Annotated in this window: 16 protein-coding genes; 10 read left to right on the top strand and 6 right to left on the bottom strand. The window is 70.6% G+C overall.

What is annotated here, in order from left to right:
• The first annotated feature begins 24 nt into the window (after positions 1-24).
• The 9 genes from fdhD (at position 25) to epsU (ending at position 9,765) form a co-directional block, all read left to right on the top strand.
• Positions 25-999 carry a formate dehydrogenase accessory sulfurtransferase FdhD gene (gene fdhD / locus FOF48_RS37350; protein ID WP_370456616.1) on the top strand — a complete coding sequence of 325 codons (975 nt, stop codon included), beginning with the start codon at positions 25-27 and terminating at the stop codon, positions 997-999.
• A gap of 358 nt (positions 1,000-1,357) precedes the next feature.
• On the top strand, positions 1,358-2,767 hold the full coding sequence (epsZ, locus tag FOF48_RS31110; protein WP_235685913.1) for an exopolysaccharide biosynthesis polyisoprenyl-phosphate hexose-1-phosphate transferase EpsZ: 1,410 nt from the start codon (positions 1,358-1,360) through the stop codon (positions 2,765-2,767).
• A 114-nt stretch (positions 2,768-2,881) separates the two neighbouring features.
• Positions 2,882-4,435, top strand: a complete 1,554-nt coding sequence (wzx, locus tag FOF48_RS31105; RefSeq protein WP_201756460.1) for an exopolysaccharide biosynthesis flippase — start codon at positions 2,882-2,884, stop codon at positions 4,433-4,435.
• Between the two features lie 14 nt (positions 4,436-4,449).
• Positions 4,450-5,085 carry an exopolysaccharide export protein EpsY gene (epsY, locus tag FOF48_RS31100; protein ID WP_143907628.1) on the top strand — a complete coding sequence of 212 codons (636 nt, stop codon included), beginning with the start codon at positions 4,450-4,452 and terminating at the stop codon, positions 5,083-5,085.
• A gap of 4 nt (positions 5,086-5,089) precedes the next feature.
• Positions 5,090-6,397 carry an exopolysaccharide export protein EpsX gene (gene epsX, locus FOF48_RS31095; RefSeq protein ID WP_143907626.1) on the top strand — a complete coding sequence of 436 codons (1,308 nt, stop codon included), beginning with the start codon at positions 5,090-5,092 and terminating at the stop codon, positions 6,395-6,397.
• 10 nt (positions 6,398-6,407) lie between these two features.
• On the top strand, positions 6,408-6,584 hold the full coding sequence (locus FOF48_RS36625) for a hypothetical protein (RefSeq protein ID WP_167508149.1): 177 nt from the start codon (positions 6,408-6,410) through the stop codon (positions 6,582-6,584).
• 23 nt (positions 6,585-6,607) lie between these two features.
• Positions 6,608-7,012: an exopolysaccharide biosynthesis response regulator EpsW gene (gene epsW, locus FOF48_RS31090; protein WP_143907802.1), complete on the top strand. Its 405-nt coding sequence runs from the start codon at positions 6,608-6,610 to the stop codon at positions 7,010-7,012.
• Entirely contained in the window at positions 7,009-8,502 is a 1,494-nt protein-coding gene (gene epsV / locus FOF48_RS31085) for a PCP family exopolysaccharide biosynthesis protein EpsV (protein ID WP_143907625.1), read from the top strand. The genes epsW and epsV overlap by 4 nt, the downstream gene beginning before the upstream one ends.
• Positions 8,503-8,553: 51 nt before the next feature.
• A complete protein-coding gene (epsU, locus tag FOF48_RS31080) occupies positions 8,554-9,765 on the top strand; it encodes an exopolysaccharide biosynthesis GT2 family glycosyltransferase EpsU (RefSeq protein WP_143907623.1) in 1,212 nt (403 codons plus the stop codon).
• A gap of 463 nt (positions 9,766-10,228) precedes the next feature.
• Here epsU and FOF48_RS31075 read toward each other — a convergent pair whose 3' ends face one another.
• The 5 genes from FOF48_RS31075 to epsH all read right to left on the bottom strand — a co-directional run bounded on the left by FOF48_RS31075 (position 10,229) and on the right by epsH (position 13,188).
• Positions 10,229-10,648 (bottom strand): MerR family transcriptional regulator, encoded by a 420-nt coding sequence (locus FOF48_RS31075; RefSeq protein WP_143907621.1) that lies wholly within the window; start codon positions 10,646-10,648, stop codon positions 10,229-10,231.
• A gap of 10 nt (positions 10,649-10,658) precedes the next feature.
• Positions 10,659-11,099 carry a hypothetical protein gene (locus FOF48_RS31070; RefSeq protein ID WP_143907619.1) on the bottom strand — a complete coding sequence of 147 codons (441 nt, stop codon included), beginning with the start codon at positions 11,097-11,099 and terminating at the stop codon, positions 10,659-10,661.
• Positions 11,100-11,147: 48 nt separating this feature from the next.
• Positions 11,148-11,585: a hypothetical protein gene (locus FOF48_RS31065; protein WP_143907617.1), complete on the bottom strand. Its 438-nt coding sequence runs from the start codon at positions 11,583-11,585 to the stop codon at positions 11,148-11,150.
• A gap of 60 nt (positions 11,586-11,645) precedes the next feature.
• Complete coding sequence (locus FOF48_RS31060; RefSeq protein ID WP_143907614.1) at positions 11,646-11,831, bottom strand: YjzC family protein; 186 nt, start codon at positions 11,829-11,831, stop codon at positions 11,646-11,648.
• A 103-nt stretch (positions 11,832-11,934) separates the two neighbouring features.
• Positions 11,935-13,188 carry an exopolysaccharide biosynthesis glycosyltransferase EpsH gene (gene epsH / locus FOF48_RS31055; RefSeq protein WP_255442872.1) on the bottom strand — a complete coding sequence of 418 codons (1,254 nt, stop codon included), beginning with the start codon at positions 13,186-13,188 and terminating at the stop codon, positions 11,935-11,937.
• 114 nt (positions 13,189-13,302) lie between these two features.
• On the opposite strand from epsH, the gene wzy reads away from it, so the two are divergent.
• The gene (wzy, locus tag FOF48_RS31050; RefSeq protein ID WP_143907609.1) at positions 13,303-14,886 is read left to right on the top strand and encodes an exopolysaccharide repeat unit polymerase; all 1,584 of its coding nucleotides are present in this window, start codon (positions 13,303-13,305) and stop codon (positions 14,884-14,886) included.
• Between the two features lie 7 nt (positions 14,887-14,893).
• On the opposite strand, the gene FOF48_RS31045 is transcribed toward wzy, so the two are convergent.
• Positions 14,894-15,940, bottom strand: coding sequence for a cation diffusion facilitator family transporter (locus tag FOF48_RS31045; protein ID WP_143907607.1), 1,047 nt, complete (start codon positions 15,938-15,940; stop codon positions 14,894-14,896).
• Between the last annotated feature and the right edge of the window lie 81 nt (positions 15,941-16,021).

Here is a 16,021-nt window from a genome sequence, read left to right as displayed (position 1 = left end):
GTCGCGGACTTCGTGCTCGCGTGGATGCGCGAGCACGCCCATGCCCCGCCCGTCTCCGCGGAGCCGGTCGCCGCGCCCGCGCGGGGCCCCGAGCCGCGCGGCGTCACCCACCGCGCCGTGCGCCGCTTCGACGGCGACGCCCTCCGCGCCACCGAGGACGACCGCATCGCCGTGGAAGAGCCCCTGGAGATCCGCGTGAGCGGCGACACCGTCGCCACCACCATGCGCACCCCGGGCCACGACCGCGAGCTCGCCGTGGGCTTCCTCTTCGCCGAGGGCATCCTCCAGGACGCCGAGGACCTGGGCAGCCTCTTCCACTGCGGCCACCCCGGTGAAGACGGCTACGGCAACGTGCTGGAGGTCGTCCCCGCCGCCGGCGCGGTGCTCGACCTGGAGCGCGTGGACGCCACCCGCCGAGGCACCCTCACCACCTCCGCCTGCGGCGTGTGCGGCCGCCGCGACGTGGACGACCTGATGGCCACCTGCGCCCCCGTCGCGCCCGGCCCCGTCCTCTCCGCCCACACCGTGGCCCGCGCCACCGAACGCCTGCGCGCCATCCAGCACGCTTTCGAACACACCGGGGGCCTCCACGCCGCCGCCGCGCTCGACGCCCACGGCGGGCTGCTCGCCGCCTACGAGGACGTGGGCCGCCACAACGCCGTGGACAAGGTGGTGGGGGCCCTGGTGCTCGCCGGCGCCGTGCGCGCCCCTCGCCGGCTGCCCGCCCCGCCCTTCCCCGCCGCCCCCACCGTCCTCGCCGTCAGTGGCCGCGCCAGCTTCGAGATCGTCCAGAAGGCCGCGCGCGCCCGCATCCCCGTCGTCGTCAGCGTCTCCGCCGCCAGCTCGCTGGCCATCGACCTGGCCCTGCGTGCCGGCGTGACGCTCGCTGCGTTCTCAAGGAACGGCCGCTGCAACGTCTACACCGCCGTGGAGCGGCTGGAATTTCACCCCCAACCCCTGGGAATCCCTCATGACTTCCGCCATGACCCACCCCGGTGAAGGGGCCTGCGACCACCTGTCAGACCGGCATCGTACATGCAGTCAAAGCGCCGGCCGCGACCTCCAACACACCCCTGGCGATCCCCTCTCCGGGTCCGACGTCACCATCTCTGGAAAGGCTCGCAAAAATAGGGCTGTCGCGGTTGTTCAAGGATTTACCTGATGTCGTGTATTTCTTGCTGAACCCAGGTTGCGCCGCGACGCACAATTTGGCAGTCTTGCATTTCCTCCTGATTAAACTTTTCTAGCCTTGACGGTATCCTCTGCGAAACCCGACGGGTCGAAGCAGAGGGGGGTGGACACGATGAGCAGTGCGACTGCAAGTGCCGAGGTCAAGGCTTCCCCGGCGACGGGGAAGATGACCGCGACCGAGGTCACCGACCCGCCGCGCCTGGCTCCTGGCTTCGCGGCGAAGCTGAACCTCACCGTGGACGTGGTGTTGCTGGTGGCGGTGCTGGTGGGCTCGGCGTGGATGCGCGGAGGGCTGACGTACCCGCCGGGCTGGGAGCTGCCGGGCATGGTGACCACCGCCGTGCTGGTGTGGCTCATCACGGGCACCGCGCTGTGTCTGTATGACTCGCGCTTCGCCGAGCGCAGCAAGCTGGACCACGTGGCGCTGGTGTCCGTCACCACGCTGGCCGTCGTGACGATGCAGGCGGTGCTGGAGCTGGCGATGCCCGCCGCGGCGCACGTGGGCCTGGCGCCGCTGCTGTTCATCTTCTGGCCGGTGGCGCTGCTCTTGCGCCTGGGCGTCTTCCGCCAGGTGGCCTCGCAGGAGGCGCCCACGGAGGAGGTGCTCATCGTCGGCACCGGCGCCATGGGCCGCTACACCGGCGAGGACCTGCTCAAGCGGGGCCGCCACAAGATCCTCGGCTACGTGCGCTTCCCGGAGGACCACGCCTCCGGCGACAGCCTGCCCGCCGGGGTGCTGGGGCCCGCGGACGAGCTGGAGCGCCTGCTGCGGACGCTGCCGGTGAGCGAGGTCTACATCGCGGGCAACACGCTCAAGCAGGGCGAGTCCATGCAGGCCGCCATCAAGCTGGCCGAGCGCTTCGGCGTGCCGTTCGCGCTGCCGGCGCACTCGTTCCGCCTGGACCGCGCGCGCCCGGTGGAGTCCCGCGCGGTGGCGGACGGCTACCTGCACTTCGCCGCGGTGGCCCCGAAGCCGCACCAGATGGCGATGAAGCGCCTGTTCGACATCGCCGTGTCCGCGGTGGCGCTGTGGGCGCTCCTGCCGCTGTTCGCGGTGGTGGCGGCGGCCATCAAGCTCACCTCGCGCGGCCCCATCTTCTTCAAGCAGCTGCGCACCGGGCAGCACGGCAAGCCGTTCTACATGCTGAAGTTCCGCTCCATGGTGGTGAACGCGGAGGAGCTCAAGGAGCGCCTGGCCGCGCAGAACGAGCAGACCGGCCCCGTCTTCAAGATGAAGAACGATCCGCGCATCACCGGCATCGGCCGGTTCATCCGCAAGTTCTCCATCGACGAGCTGCCCCAGTTCCTCAACGTGCTCCGGGGTGAGATGAGCATCGTGGGCCCCCGCCCGCCGGTGCCCAGCGAGGTGGCCAAGTACGAGACCTGGCAGCGCCGCCGCCTGTCGGTGCGCCCGGGCCTCACCTGCATCTGGCAGGTGTCCGGCCGGAACCAGATCTCCTTCGAGCAGTGGATGTACCTGGACATGCAGTACATCGACCACTGGAGCCTCACCGGCGACCTCCGCCTGCTGCTGCAGACGGTGCCGGTCGTCATCACCGGCCGCGGAGCAAGCTAGCGACCGGGGGTGTCTTTCCGGGCCCGGCGTTGACGCGCCGGGCCCGTTTGTCTTTCCATGGGGCGGGCCTTCCTCCCCTTGAGTGCGAAGCAGCCTTCGAAGGCCCGCGTCTCCATGACCGTGAACAGTCAGACCTCCTCCACCGCTGAAGCCGACGACGGCGCGCGCGCGAACGAAGTGCGCGGCGCGGTCCGCAGCACCCTGCAGTTGGGGGGCTCGCTGATGGTGACGTACGCCATCGCGCTGGGCATCCGCGCGCTGATGCCGCGCTACCTGGGGCCGGAGGCGTTCGGCTACTTCAACTGGTCGGAGGCCTTCGCCGCCACGTTCTTCGTCGCGACCAACCTGGGCCTGGAGACGTACATCCGCAAGGAGGTGCCCGTCCGCCCGGAGCACGCGAGCGACTTCTTCGGCACCACCATGCTGCTGCGCCTGGGGATGACGCTCATCCTGATGGTGGCGCTGGCGCTGGTGCTCCACCACACCGGAGAGCCGCCGGAGGTGCAGCACCTGGTGCAGTGGTTCGCGCTCGCCCAGTCGCTCATCGTCATCAACGCCTCCATGGCCGCGCTGCTGCACTCCAAGGGCAAGGTGGCGGGCCTGTCGGTGTCCAACGTCATCACCAAGATTGTATGGGGCGGCGGCCTGGCGCTGATGGCCGCGCTGGGCGTGGGCCTGCAGTGGCTGGCCGTGCCCATGGTGGCGTCCGAAGCGGTGAAGCTCCTCATCAGCTGGAAGCTGGCGAAGGAGCACCTGGGCCTGAAGTTCCGCGTCGACCTCGCCGCCACGAAGAAGGTGATGAAGGCGTGCCTGCCGTTCTTCCTCACCGCGGCGGCGCTCGCGTGCAACGGGCGCACGGACATGTCCCTGTTGGGCAAGCTGGCGTCGAAGGAGGAGGTGGGCTGGTACGGCGGTGCGTTCAGCATCGCGGGGCTCACCTTCCTCATCAGCCCCATCTTCGGCTGGGTGCTGATGCCCATGATGTCGCGCGCCGCGGCCCGCTCCCCGGAGGAGCTGTCCCACCTGACGCGCCGCTCGCTGGAGGGGGTGCTCGCCTTCACCGTGCCGGTGATGATGGCCATGGTGCTGGGCGCGGACCTGTGGGTGCGCCTGATGTGCGGCCCCGGCTTCGAACCCGCGGCGCTGCCCCTGCGCGTGCTGTCGCCCATCTTCGTGATGGCCTACGTCACCATGGTCAGCAGCATCTGGCTCACCATGTCGAACAAGGAGTGGTGGGTGACGCTGGCGGCCACCATGGGCGCGGTGGTGAACCCGCTCTTCAACCTGGCGCTCATCCCCTGGCTGTACGGCCGCATCGGCCCGTCCGGCGGCGCCACCGCCACCGCGCTGTCCATGTTCCTCACGGAGGTCATCGTCACGGTGCTGTTCCTCAGCCGGATGGGAAGGAACTCCTTCGACCGGCGTTCGCTCCTCATGGTGGCGAAGACGGCCCTGGTGTGCGCCGTGTGCGTGGCCCTGGACCGCGTCCTGTCCGGCACCGTGGCGCCGTGGCCTCGCCTGGGGCTGACGGCGACCGCCTACGTGGCGGGCGTGCTCATCACCGGCGCCGTGCGCCCCGCGGAGCTGCTCCAGGTGGTGCGCATGGCGCGCCAGCGCGGTAATGGGGCTCCCGCCGAAGTGGCCGTGACGGCCGCCCCCACCGCGTGAGGACCTCCAGCGCCATGCCGTCCCATCCGTCCCGATTCCGCGGCTCCGTCTCCCGCGCGCTCGCGTGCGCGGGGTTGCTCCTGCTCGCCCCCGCGTGCACCGGCCTGGGCCAGTACACCTGGGTGAACGACTACACGGAGAAGCCCGCCGCGTCGGACGAGGCCTACCGCATCGTCCCCGGTGACGTGCTCAACGTGCGCGTGTTCGGACAGGACGCGCTCACCACGCGCGCCAAGGTGCGCGAGGACGGCCGCATCAGCCTCACCTTCCTGGACGACGTGGAGGCCGCGGGGCACTCGCCGGCCATGCTGGCGCAGCAGATCCAGACGCGGCTCAAGGACTTCATCAACCACCCCGTCGTCACCGTGGCGCTGGAGGAAGCGCGCCCCATGTCGGTGACGATGCTGGGAGAGGTGGCCAACGTGGGCGCGCACGTGCTGGACCCGGGCGCGACGCTGCTCCAGGCGCTGGGGGCCGCGGGCAGCTTCACCGACTACGCCCACCGCGACCGCATCTTCGTGCTGCGCCGGGACGACCCGCAGGTGGATCAGCCCACCCGCATCCGCGTGCGCTACGAGGACATCATCCGCGGCGAGGGCCGCGCGGCGGCCTTCCGCCTGCGCCCCGGCGACGTGGTGGTGGTGGAGTAGCCGGATGCTGGACGCGGCCCTCGCGAGCCTGTGGCTGGAGGTGGCCTCCGCCTCCGTGACGTACGACGCCGCGGCCCGCGTGGACACCCGCATGCGCTCCATGGAGGCGCAGGCCACCGGGGCGGCCGTCGCGCCCGTCGCGGGGGACATGGACATCGTCCCCACGGTGGGCCTGAAGTACGACGACGGCAGCGCGGTGGCGCGGGTGCAGTACGCGCCGCGCATCTCCTTCCGCGAGGCCACCACGAACCCGCGCACGGAGGTGCAGCACGTGGGGCGCCTGCTGGGCGACTGGCGGCCCTCGCGCGGCCTCACCCTGCACGGCACCCAGGAGTTCGTGCTGGGCCAGGTGAACCTCTTCACCCACCTGCCCCTGGGCGGGAGCCAGGGCGGCGACACGCCGGGGGACCCGGGGACGGACATCCCCATCCAGCCGCTGCCCCAGGGCACGGATTCGGTGTTCTTCCTGTCGTCCCTGACCACGCTGGCGGCGGAGACGGGGTGGCTGGGCCGGGGCGTGCGGCTGTCGGGCAGCGCGGGCTTCTCCGCCAGCGGCGGCCTGGACGCGACGGCCCGGGCGGCGGTGCCCTTCCAGTACGGCCCGCGCGCGCAGCTGTCGCTGGGCTGGACGCCCGCGCCCCGGCACACCCTGGCCACCACGGTGGGCTTCACGGACTCGCGCTTCTCCACCGGCGCGCACGCCACCGTGACGACGCTCACCGGCGCCTGGACGCAGCGGCTGGACCGGCGCACGTCGTTCGAGATGGGCGTGGGCGTGGGCGTGGCGTACTCGCTGCGGGCCACGGAGGCCCCCGCGGACACCGACCCGCCACCCGACCAGACCCCGGCGTGGGGACGGCGGGTGCGGACCCAACAGGTAGGAGGCGAGGAGCCGGAGGTGACGCCCCCCGCGACGCTTCAGCTCCTGCCGGACCTCACCCTGGCGGTGTCCCACCGGGTGCCGTCACGGGTGGCGGACTTCAACGGCCGGCTGGCGGCGCGGGTGACGCCCTTCGTGGACCGGCTGACAGGGCTGGTGTACCCGAGGGCCGACCTGACCTTGAACGGCACCTGGGCGTTGGGCCCGCGCCTCCGGGTGTCCGGGACGGCGGGGTCGGCGTTCGCGGTGGGCGGGGCGGTGGGAGACCGGCAGGTGGTGGGAGGGGTGGGCGCTGGCTGGACGGTGTCCCGGTGGATGACCCTGGAGGTCGACACGCGGACGGCCTGGACTCGCTCGCCCGACGTGGAGGCGGCCCGCACGGTGTGGTCCGCGACGTTGGGACTGACAGTCCAGAAAACGGGTATCCTCTGAGGCTCCCCCCATGGCGAAGCTCATCCTCCTCTCCGTCCTCATTGCCACCATCGCGCTGCCCGGAGCGGCCGCGCGCGATGCGCATCCGTGGCGGGGGATGAAGAAGGCCATCCTGTGGGTGGCACTCTTCAACATGGCGTACGCATACGGCGTGCTCGTCCTCGTGCCCAGGTATGGGTTCGGGTGAGGGAAGGAAAGGCGTCTGACGTGATGGAGCTCCAACAGCTCACCGTCCTCCTCGTGGAGGACTCTCCGATGTTCCGCGTCATGCTGCGTGACATGCTCCAGCAGATGGGCGTGAAGAACGTGGTGGAGCAGCCCAACGGCAAGGCCGCCATGGAGTACCTCCAGGGCCAGTCGCCGCCGGACCTCGTGTGTCTGGACCTGACGTTGCCGGACGTGTCCGGCTACGACGTGTGCGAACACATCCGGCGCACGCCCGCCATCGCGCATGTGCCGGTGCTGATGGTGAGCGCGCGCAACCTGCCGGAGGACAAGGCGTACGCGGAGGAGGCCGGCGCCAACGGCTACCTGGGCAAGCCCTTCACGCCCGAGGAGCTGGAGAAGCGCGTGCGCCAGGTGCTGAAGGCCGCGGCCCCTTGGAGCAGCGCGTGACGACGCCCGCCCCCCGCACGCCCCGCCCCGCCCCGCCCCCGGCGTACGTCCCCGAGCGCGAAGAGACGAACGCGCCGGCGGACCTCATCGACTGGGGCTTCCTGTTCGACGGGCTGGGCTTCGTGCGCCGGGCGATCCTCCGGCACTGGTTCCTGGGCCTGTGCATCATCGCGGTGATGAGCGGCCTGGGCTCCGTGGCGGCGAAGCTGATGCCGCGCAAGTACCACGTCGAGACGCGGATGCTGACGTACCGCAACCTCATCATCTCCTCGCTGGTGAACCCGGGCCGGTCCATCCCGGTGGAGGCGGATCAACCCACGCGCGCCGCGTGGGAGATGGTGCTCAGCCGGGGCAACCTGAAGTCCGTCGTCAAGAACGCGAAGCTCATCGAGTACTGGGACCTGATGCGGTCCCCCTTGAGCCGCGCGAAGGAGCAGTACCTGAAGAAGGCGCCTCCTCCCATGACGGACGAGGAGAAGGAGGAGGCCCTCATCGCGATGCTGGAGACCAGCCTCAACGTGATGGCGGAGGGCGGCAGCGGCACGGTGACCATCGGGGTGGACTGGAGCGACCCGCAGCTGGCCTTCAACATCGTGGAGGCCGCGTCGCAGAACTTCCTCGACATGCGCCATGACTCGGAGATGGGCGCCATCTCCGAGTCCGTCAACATCCTCCAGGGCCAGGTGGCCAACGAGGCGGCGAACATCAAGCAGGCCATCGCGGACCTGGAGCGCGCGGTGAAGCAGGCGGACGCGCGCCGCAAGAAGAAGGAAGCGGACCCCAAGCAGGCCAGCGCGCGGCAGGCGCTCTTGCAGACGGACCACGCGCTCGCGCAGCTGAAGTTCCTGGTGCAGGCCAAGCGCCGCGCCATCCGCGACGTGGAGGAGTTCCGCGGCCGCCGGCTCACGGAGCTGCGCGCGCAGCTGGCCGAGCAGCGCGTCGTCTTCTCGCCCCAGCACCCGGTGATTGTCGACCTGGAGCAGCGCGTGGCGGCGATGCAGCAGGACACGCCGCAGCTCACGGCGCTCCGCTCCGAGGAGCAGTCGCTCATCCAGGAGTACCTGCGCATGGGCGGCACGGACGTGGAGTCCGCCACGGAGGGCACCAGCCTGGGCGCCGGGGGCCCGCTGGCGGGCGCGCTGCTGGGCACGCCGGATGATCCGGAGGTGGCGGTGGCCACGGACCGGATGCGGATGGTGGTGATGCGGCACCAGGAGAAGCTGCGCCGGCTGGACCAGGCGCAGACGGAGCTGGAGATTTCGAAGGCGTCCATGAAGCACCGCTACAGCGTGCTGTTGCCGGCGCTCTTCCCGGAGAAGCCGTCCAAGCCGAACCCGAAGCTCATCGCCATCGCGGGCGTGGTGGGCGGGGTGGCGCTGGCGGTGTTCGCGGCGGTGGCGCTGGACATCCTGCGGCGCCGGGTGCTGGAGAAGTGGCAGGTGGAGCGGCTGCTCAAGTTGCCGGTGCTGGCGGAGCTGGAACGACGCTGAAGGTTCAAGCGCGCGGCCGCCCTGGGAGGTGGCGCGCGCGGGGGTGACACCGTGACGGTCTGGACCTGGGTGGACGTGGCGCTGTGCGTGGGCCTCTTGCCGGTGGCGGGAGGTTGCGGCTACCTGCTGCTGCTGACGCTGCTGTCCGGGCGGAAGGCGGCGCCGGCGCCTCCGGCGCCCGCGGTGCGGAAGTTCGACGTCATCATCCCGTCGCACAACGAGGAGCTGGGCATCGCCCGGACGGTGGCGAACCTGTCCGCGGTGGACTACCCGGCGAACCTGCGGCGCATCATCGTGGTGGCGGACAACTGCTCCGACGCGACGGCCCAGAAGGCGCGCGAGGCGGGCGCCACGGTGCTGGAGCGCCAGGACGCGGAGAAGCGCGGCAAGGGCTACGCGCTGGCGCACGCCTTCGAGCGCAGCCAGCGCGACGGCTTCGCGGACGCGGTGGTGGTGGTGGACGCGGACACGGTGGTGTCCGCCAACCTGCTGCACGCGTTCTCCCGCCGGCTGGAGGACGGGGCGCACGGCGTGCAGGCGCACTACGGGGTGATGAACCCCACGGCGTCGTGGCGCACGCGGCTGATGACCATCGCGCTGGGCATGTTCCACCGCGTGCGCTCCATGGGGCGCGAGCGGATGGGCGTGTCGTGCGGACTGCGCGGCAACGGCATGTGCTTCACGCACGCGGTGCTGAAGCAGGTGCCGCACGACGCGTTCAGCGTGGTGGAGGACCTGGAGTACGGCATCCGCCTGGCGCGCGCGGGGCACCGCGTGCACTACGCCTGGGAGGCGGAGGTGCTGGGCGAGATGGTGACGGCGGAGAAGCAGAGCCGCTCGCAGCGCCAGCGCTGGGAGGGCGGCCGCGCGCAGATGCGCAAGCTGCACGGCTGGCCGCTGCTCAGCGACGCGCTGAAGCAGAAGAGCGGGCTGCTCTTCGACCTGTCCATGGACGTGCTGGTGCCGCCCCTGAGTCAGTTGGTCCTGGCCACGGTGGGAGGCGCGGTGCTGGCGGCCGGGGTGGCGTGGCTGTCGGGTGGCACGGCGGTGGCGGCGTCCGCGCTGGCGTCGTTCGGGCTCACATCGCTGGCGCTGTACGTGCTGCGCGGCTGGTGGGTGTCCGGCGTGGGCGCGCGCGGGCTGCTGGACCTGGCGTGGGCGCCCATCTACGTCGTGTGGAAGGTGTGGCTGATGGTGCGGGGCCCCGGCGCGGAGAAGCGCGGCGAATGGGTGCGCACCACGCGTGAGGCGGAGCGGCGGTAGCAGCTCCGGGCGCGCTGCACGCGAGTAGGTGCGAACCACGCGTGAGGCGGAGCGGCGGTCGCGTCCCGAGGCGCGCTGCACGCGAGTAGGTGCGCACCACGCGTGAGGCGGAGCGGCGGTAGTGGCCCCAGGCGCGCGGCACACGTGAGGCGGAGCGGCGGTAGTGGCCCCAGGCGCGCGACACACGTGAGGCGGAGCGGCGGTAGTGGCCCCAGGCGCGCGACACACGTGAGGCGGAGCGGCGGTAGTCGCTCCAGGCGCGCGGCACACGTGAGGCGGAGCGGCGGTAGCGGCTCCGGGCACGCGGCACGCGTGAGATGGAGCGGCGGTAGTCGCTCCAGGCGCGCGGCACGCCCGGGGCGCGGGGCGGGGCGGCGACCTGGCCCCTGTGCTCGAAGAAGCGCGGACCCGCGAGGCTCCGGAGGACCGGGCCGGTGGCGGAGCCGGAGGAAGCCCGTGGGACCTACTCCCGGGGCTTCCGCTTCACCGCCTTCACAGGTGCACCGAGTGACGCCTGGACAGGGCACACGGTGTCCGGCGGGCAGAAGCCCTCCACCATCAGGGTGGTGATGGCGCGTCGCATGCGGCGCAGGTCCTCGATGCGCGCGTCGATGGCCCGCAGCTTCGCCTCCGCGAAGCGCACCACGTCGCGGGTGGGGATGCCGCGCCGGTCGGACAGGGCGAGCACGGCGGACACCTCGCGCAGGGTGAAGCCCAGCTCCTGCGAGCGTCGGATGAAGCGCACGCGGATGGCCGCGTCCGGCCCGTAGAGCCGCTGACCGCTCTCCGAACGGGACAGCGGCAGGAGCAGCTCGCGGCGCTCGTAGTAGCGCAGCGTGGACAGCTTCACGCCCGATGCGCGAGCGAGCTCGCCAATCCGCATGGGCGCTGCCTCAACGGGCCGTCGCGGGGATGCCACCACGCCACCTCCTGCCCGCGAGGATGGCACCGCCCTGCGCGAACATCCATGCCAGCTCCAGCGCGAGGAACCCGAGCAGCACCTGTGTCGCGCCCTGCGTGAGCGCCCACACCATCCACGAGGAGAACAGCGCCCGGCCCGCGGTGTCGGCGGCGCCGTTGAACGCGGTCGGCTGGAAGAGCCGCACGACGGACCACAGCGTCACGATGGTGCCGAAGAGGGCGACGAAGAACAGGTGCGTGGGCGTGAACGCGGGCAGCGGCTCGCCTCCCAGCGACAGCGCATGGTGCGCGGAGCGGACCTGCGCGAGCACCACCTCCGCCGTCCACGGCGTGGCGAAGGGCACGGTGACGACGAAGTCATACAGCGCGCTGGCGAGGACGACACGGCGAAGCAGGGAGGCGTCAGGGGTCATGCCAGAAACCGTAACCCCTGCACCTGGGTGCAGAGGCAAGCCCGCCCTTCAACGCGCCGGCGCGGGGGCCGCCTCCCGCCGCCACACGCGCGACAGGACCGCGCCCTGCGCGACCATCCCCGCCAGCTCCATCACGAGGAACAGGATGAGCACCTGCGACGCGCCCTGCGTGACGGCCAGCACCATCCACGTGGCGACGAGCGCCCGGCCCACCGTGTCGATGGCGCTGTGAAGCACGCTCGGCTGCGTGATGCGCACCAGCGCCCAGATGACCGCGAGCACGCCGAAGAGCGCGACGAAGAACAGGTGCATGGGCGTGAACGGCGGCATCGCCTCACCGCCCAGTGACACCCCCTGATGCACCTGCTCCATGACGGAGAGCATCACCTGCGCCGTCCATGGCGTGGCGAACGGCAACGTGACGGCCAGGTCGTACAGCGCGAAGCCACGGACGATGCGGCGAAACCACGGGGAGTCAGGGCTCATGCGTGGGAACACTAGCCGCGTCCCGGCACGGAGCAGCAGCCCCGTGCCGGAGACCGCGCATCACACCAGCGTCCAGAAAGCCCCTCTGTTCTGGGACCTGACGGGCGGGAACGTCTCACCCCGGCTCAGGGGGATGATCCGCTCCTCCGCCGTCACCGGGGGTCCACCGCGGCCGTCCGAGTAGCCATCGAAGGCATACCGGCCCGTCGCCTCGCACGTGTCGCCCGTCTTGTACCGCTTCGCCATGACGCGTCCTTTCGTTCCCGGAATGGGAACCTGGAACGTCCGTCGAACCGGCGGGGCCGACCATCCCTCGCGAGAGGGATGACGGCCCGAATACTCCCCGACCTCAGTCCGCCAGCGGCATCCCGAAGTCCGGCTGGCCCCCCTCGCCGGACACCCAGCGATAGACCTCCACCACCTGCTCCGCCTTCGCCCGCCAGGTGAAGTGCTTGAAGATGCGCGTCCTCGCGCGCTCTCCCATGGGTCCAATCACGGACGGGTCGGCGACCAGCTTCTCCAGCACCGCGCGCACCCGCTCCACGATCTCCTGAGGAGTCCCCATGGGGATGGCGAAGCCCGTGGACGGGCTGACAATCTCACCCGGACCGCCGTAGTCCATCACGATGGGCACCAGGCCCAGCGCCATCGCCTCCGCGACCACCGCGCCGCCGAACTCGCGCACGCTCGGGAAGCCGAAGATGTGGTTCTTCGACAGCCGCCCCTGCAGTTCCTGGTGCTTCACCCAGCCAGCGAACGTCACCCCGTTCTCCAGCCCGCCCCGCGCCACCTGCGCGCGCAGGTTCTGCATCTCCGCGCCGTCGCCGATGAACTCCAGCTGCACCTTGCCCTCGCGCACCAGCGGCGCCGCCGCGTCGATGAGCATCGCCATGCCCTTGTACGGCACGAAGCGCCCCACGAACGCCACCCGCAGCGCCTCCCCTGCCTTGGGCGCCTCCGCCTTCGCCGAGCCGAAGCGGCGCACGTCGATGGCGTTCTCCGGGATGTAGACCGTCTTGTCCTGGTACTCCGCCGCCAGCTGCGCGCGCGTCGCCCGCGAGCCCGTCATCAGCGCCGCCGCGTTCTTCCGCGTCGACTTGTAGAAGGGCATCAGCTTGTAGACGTCCCGGATGTAGCTGAGCCACTCGCGCTCGCGCAGGCGCGCGTCCCCGAAGCCCTTGGGCCACGGCAGGCCGCCGTTCATCGGCCCCATCACGAAGGGCACCCCGGCCTCCGCGCACCGCGCCGCCAGCGTGCTGGGCGTCGTGGGGCTGATGGGCGTGTAGCGGTGCACCACGTCGAATTCCTTCGCGCGGATGCGGTCCCCGAAGCGCCGCCAGAGCAGCTCCTCGAAGTAGTAGTACGGCAGCACGCTCAGCGCCGTGGCCGTCGTCCAGCCCACGCCCGCCTTTCCTCGCAGCACCTCGCCCACCTTCTCCAGCGGACGCTCCACCGGCGTGGAGTCCAACGCCGTGAAGTCCTTCCCCTCCACCAACCCCTGCTTGAGGATGTTCTCGCGGTTGCGGACCTGCGTGACCAGGTGCACGTCCGCTACCTCGGCCAGCGCGCGGGCCAGGGACCAGCCTTCCAGGGGGACGCTCACCCAGTCTGGGTTGCACAGCTCAGCAATCAGGAGGACGCGGGGTCGGGAGCCAGCCATACGCCTTCCGCATCTATCCCAACCCGGGCCCGGGATATAGCCTCCCCCCTCGCTCCGATGGCCTCCGAACCGTCCCCCACCGCCTGGCTCCAGTACATCGTCATGGTCGTGGGCCTGGGCGCCGTCACCCTGGGCGCCGCCGCCGTGGGTAATGGAGACCCCATCGTCACACTGGCGCCGGTGCTGGCCTTCACGGTGGTGTGGGTCATCTTGAAGGTGCCGCTGCGCTACCTGGCGCTCACGGTGCTCTACCTGGTGCTCGCGGCGGACTACACACCCGAGCGTCCCCAGTCGATGTTCTGGCCGTCGCCGCTGTTTCCCTTCGGGAAGCTGCTGTTCACCCAGATGCACGAACTGGTGGGCATTGGCGCCCTGCGCTTCCCGCTCATCGACGGGCTCATCGTCGGGTCCATTGGCATCGGCATCTACCGGCGGGCGACGAAGTCGAAGATCGACCCGCCGGTGGTGCCCATTCCACGGCCGCTGGTGGTGGTGCTCGCGCTGTCGTTCTTCGCCATCATGTGGATGGAGGTGTGGGGCATCGCGCGGGGCGGGGACATCAAGAACTCGCTGTGGCAGTGGCACCAGGCCGCCGTGCTGCCGCTGGTGGGGATGATGTACCACTACAGCCTGCGCGGGCCGGAGGACTGGCCGGTGGTGGCGAAGACCATCATCCTGGCGGCGCTGACCAAGTCCGCGGTGAGCACGTACTTCGCGCTGGTCATCGTGCCGGCGCAGGCGCTGGAGGTGGAGTACACGACCTGCCACTCGGACTCGATGACGTTCATCTTCGCGCTGATGGTGTGCATCGCGCGCTGGCTGGAGCGGCCCAAGTCCGGGCATGCCATCCGCGGCCTCATCATCATCGTGCTGGTGTTCATCGGGATGTTCTTCAACGACCGCCGGCTCGCGTACGTGAGCCTCGTGGGGTCGCTGGCCGCCGCGTACCTGTTCAACCCGTGGACGCCGCTGAAGAAGTTCGTCACGCGCGGGCTGCTGTCGTGCTCACCGCTGCTGGTCGTGTACTTCCTGGTGGGGTGGAACGCGCACAGCAGCGTGTTCAAGCCGGTGCAGACCTTCCGCTCCATCATCGAGGGCCAGCACGCCGAGGGAGAGCTGGACTACCGCGACATCGAGAACCTCAACCTCATCGCGACGTGGAACACCAACCCGGTGTTCGGCACGGGCTACGGGCACGAGTTCCTGGAGCCGTACCCGCTGCCCAACATCGCGTTCGTGTTCCCCACGTACCGCTTCCATCCGCACAACTCGCTGTTGGGCCTGCTGGCCTTCGGCGGGTGGTTCGGGTTCACGGGCGTGTGGATGTACCTGGTGGTGACGGTGTACCTGGCGGCGCGCTCGTATCACCGGGCCCATGCGCCAGAGCACCGCACCGCGTGTCTGGTCATCGTGGGCGTGGTGGCGTCGTACCTGAACCAGGTGTTCGGGGACATGGGCATCATCTCGTACATCTGCACGTTCCAGGTCGCCGTGGCGTCGGTGCTCGCGGGCAAGCTGGCCATGGTCACCGGCGCCTGGCCCTGGCCCCAGCGCGAGAAGGTGCTGGGCCTGACGCGCACGCCGCCCTCCGAGGACTCCGCGCCGGCCGGTGTGACGCCAGACGCGGGCCAGACAGCGTGACAGGGCCTCAACCCACGCGGGCGCGAAGCTCCTCGGCTTCCGCCGCGGCGGCGGTCAGGTGCTCCAGCTCCAGGTCGATGTGCTTCGCCTGCGGGATGGCGCGGCGGATCTCCGCTTCAATCGCGTCGATCTCCTCGCTCAGCGTGCGGATCAGATGCCGGGCCATGTCGTTCAACGCGCGCTCGCGCTCCGCTCCCGCCGGCGGCAGCCCTTGCGCGGGCAGCGCCTCCGCCAGACGGGCCGCCACGAACGCCTCGCTGAAGCGCAGCTCCGCCTTGAGCTGGTACACCTCCGGCGTGAGCTGCCGCGTCTTCACGTCGTGCATGTCCGCCAGGCTGGGCCGCTTGCGCAGCAGCTCCTCGAAGCGCTGCTCCACGTCCGGCGGCACCGACTGCCCCAACAACAGCTCCCGGTTCTCCACCATCAGGTAGAGCGCGATGAGCCCCAGCAACACGCCCACCGTCAGCGACGCCATCGCGTCCCACACCGGGTTGCCCGTCACGTGCGCCAGCACGATGCCCGCCGTCGCCAGCACCAGCCCCAGCACCGCCGCGCCGTCCTCCAACAGGATGGCCACCGACGCGGGATCCGCCTTCTCCCTCACGAAGCGGAAGAAGGGCTCACCCGCCGCCTGCTTCAGCACCCCCATCACCGCGAACACCAACACCCCACCCTCGATGAGGAACGACAACCCCAACACCGCGAACGTCACCCCCCCCGTCTCCGCCACGTGCGGGTGCAGGAGCGACTGGATGCCGTGGTAGACCGTGACGCCGCAGCCCACGAAGAAGATGCCGGACGCGGACAGGATGCCGAAGATGAAGCGCTCGCCGCCGTAGCCGTACGGGTGCGCCTCGTCCTCCACCCGCGCCGCCCGCTTCAACCCCAGGAACAACAACACCTGGTTCCCCGTGTCCGCCGCCGAGTGGATCGCCTCCGACAACATCGCCCCCGACCCCGACAGGAAGAAGGCGATGAACTTGATCAGCGTCACCAACACGTTGCCGGACAACGCGACGATGACGGCCTTGAGCGACGAAGCAGGAGCGGACATGGAGGTGCCAAACCTACCATGACGACGCAGCGCGGCAGGAGCGGCCCCTTTTGCCCGCCCGGCCTCCGTCCGGCCCTTGTC

This window comes from Corallococcus sp. Z5C101001 (assembly GCF_007352635.1).
GTDB classification, from domain to species: Bacteria; Myxococcota; Myxococcia; order Myxococcales; family Myxococcaceae; genus Corallococcus; species Corallococcus silvisoli.
Note: the sequence above shows the minus strand (reverse complement) of the source record. Positions and strands in the feature narration are given on the sequence as shown.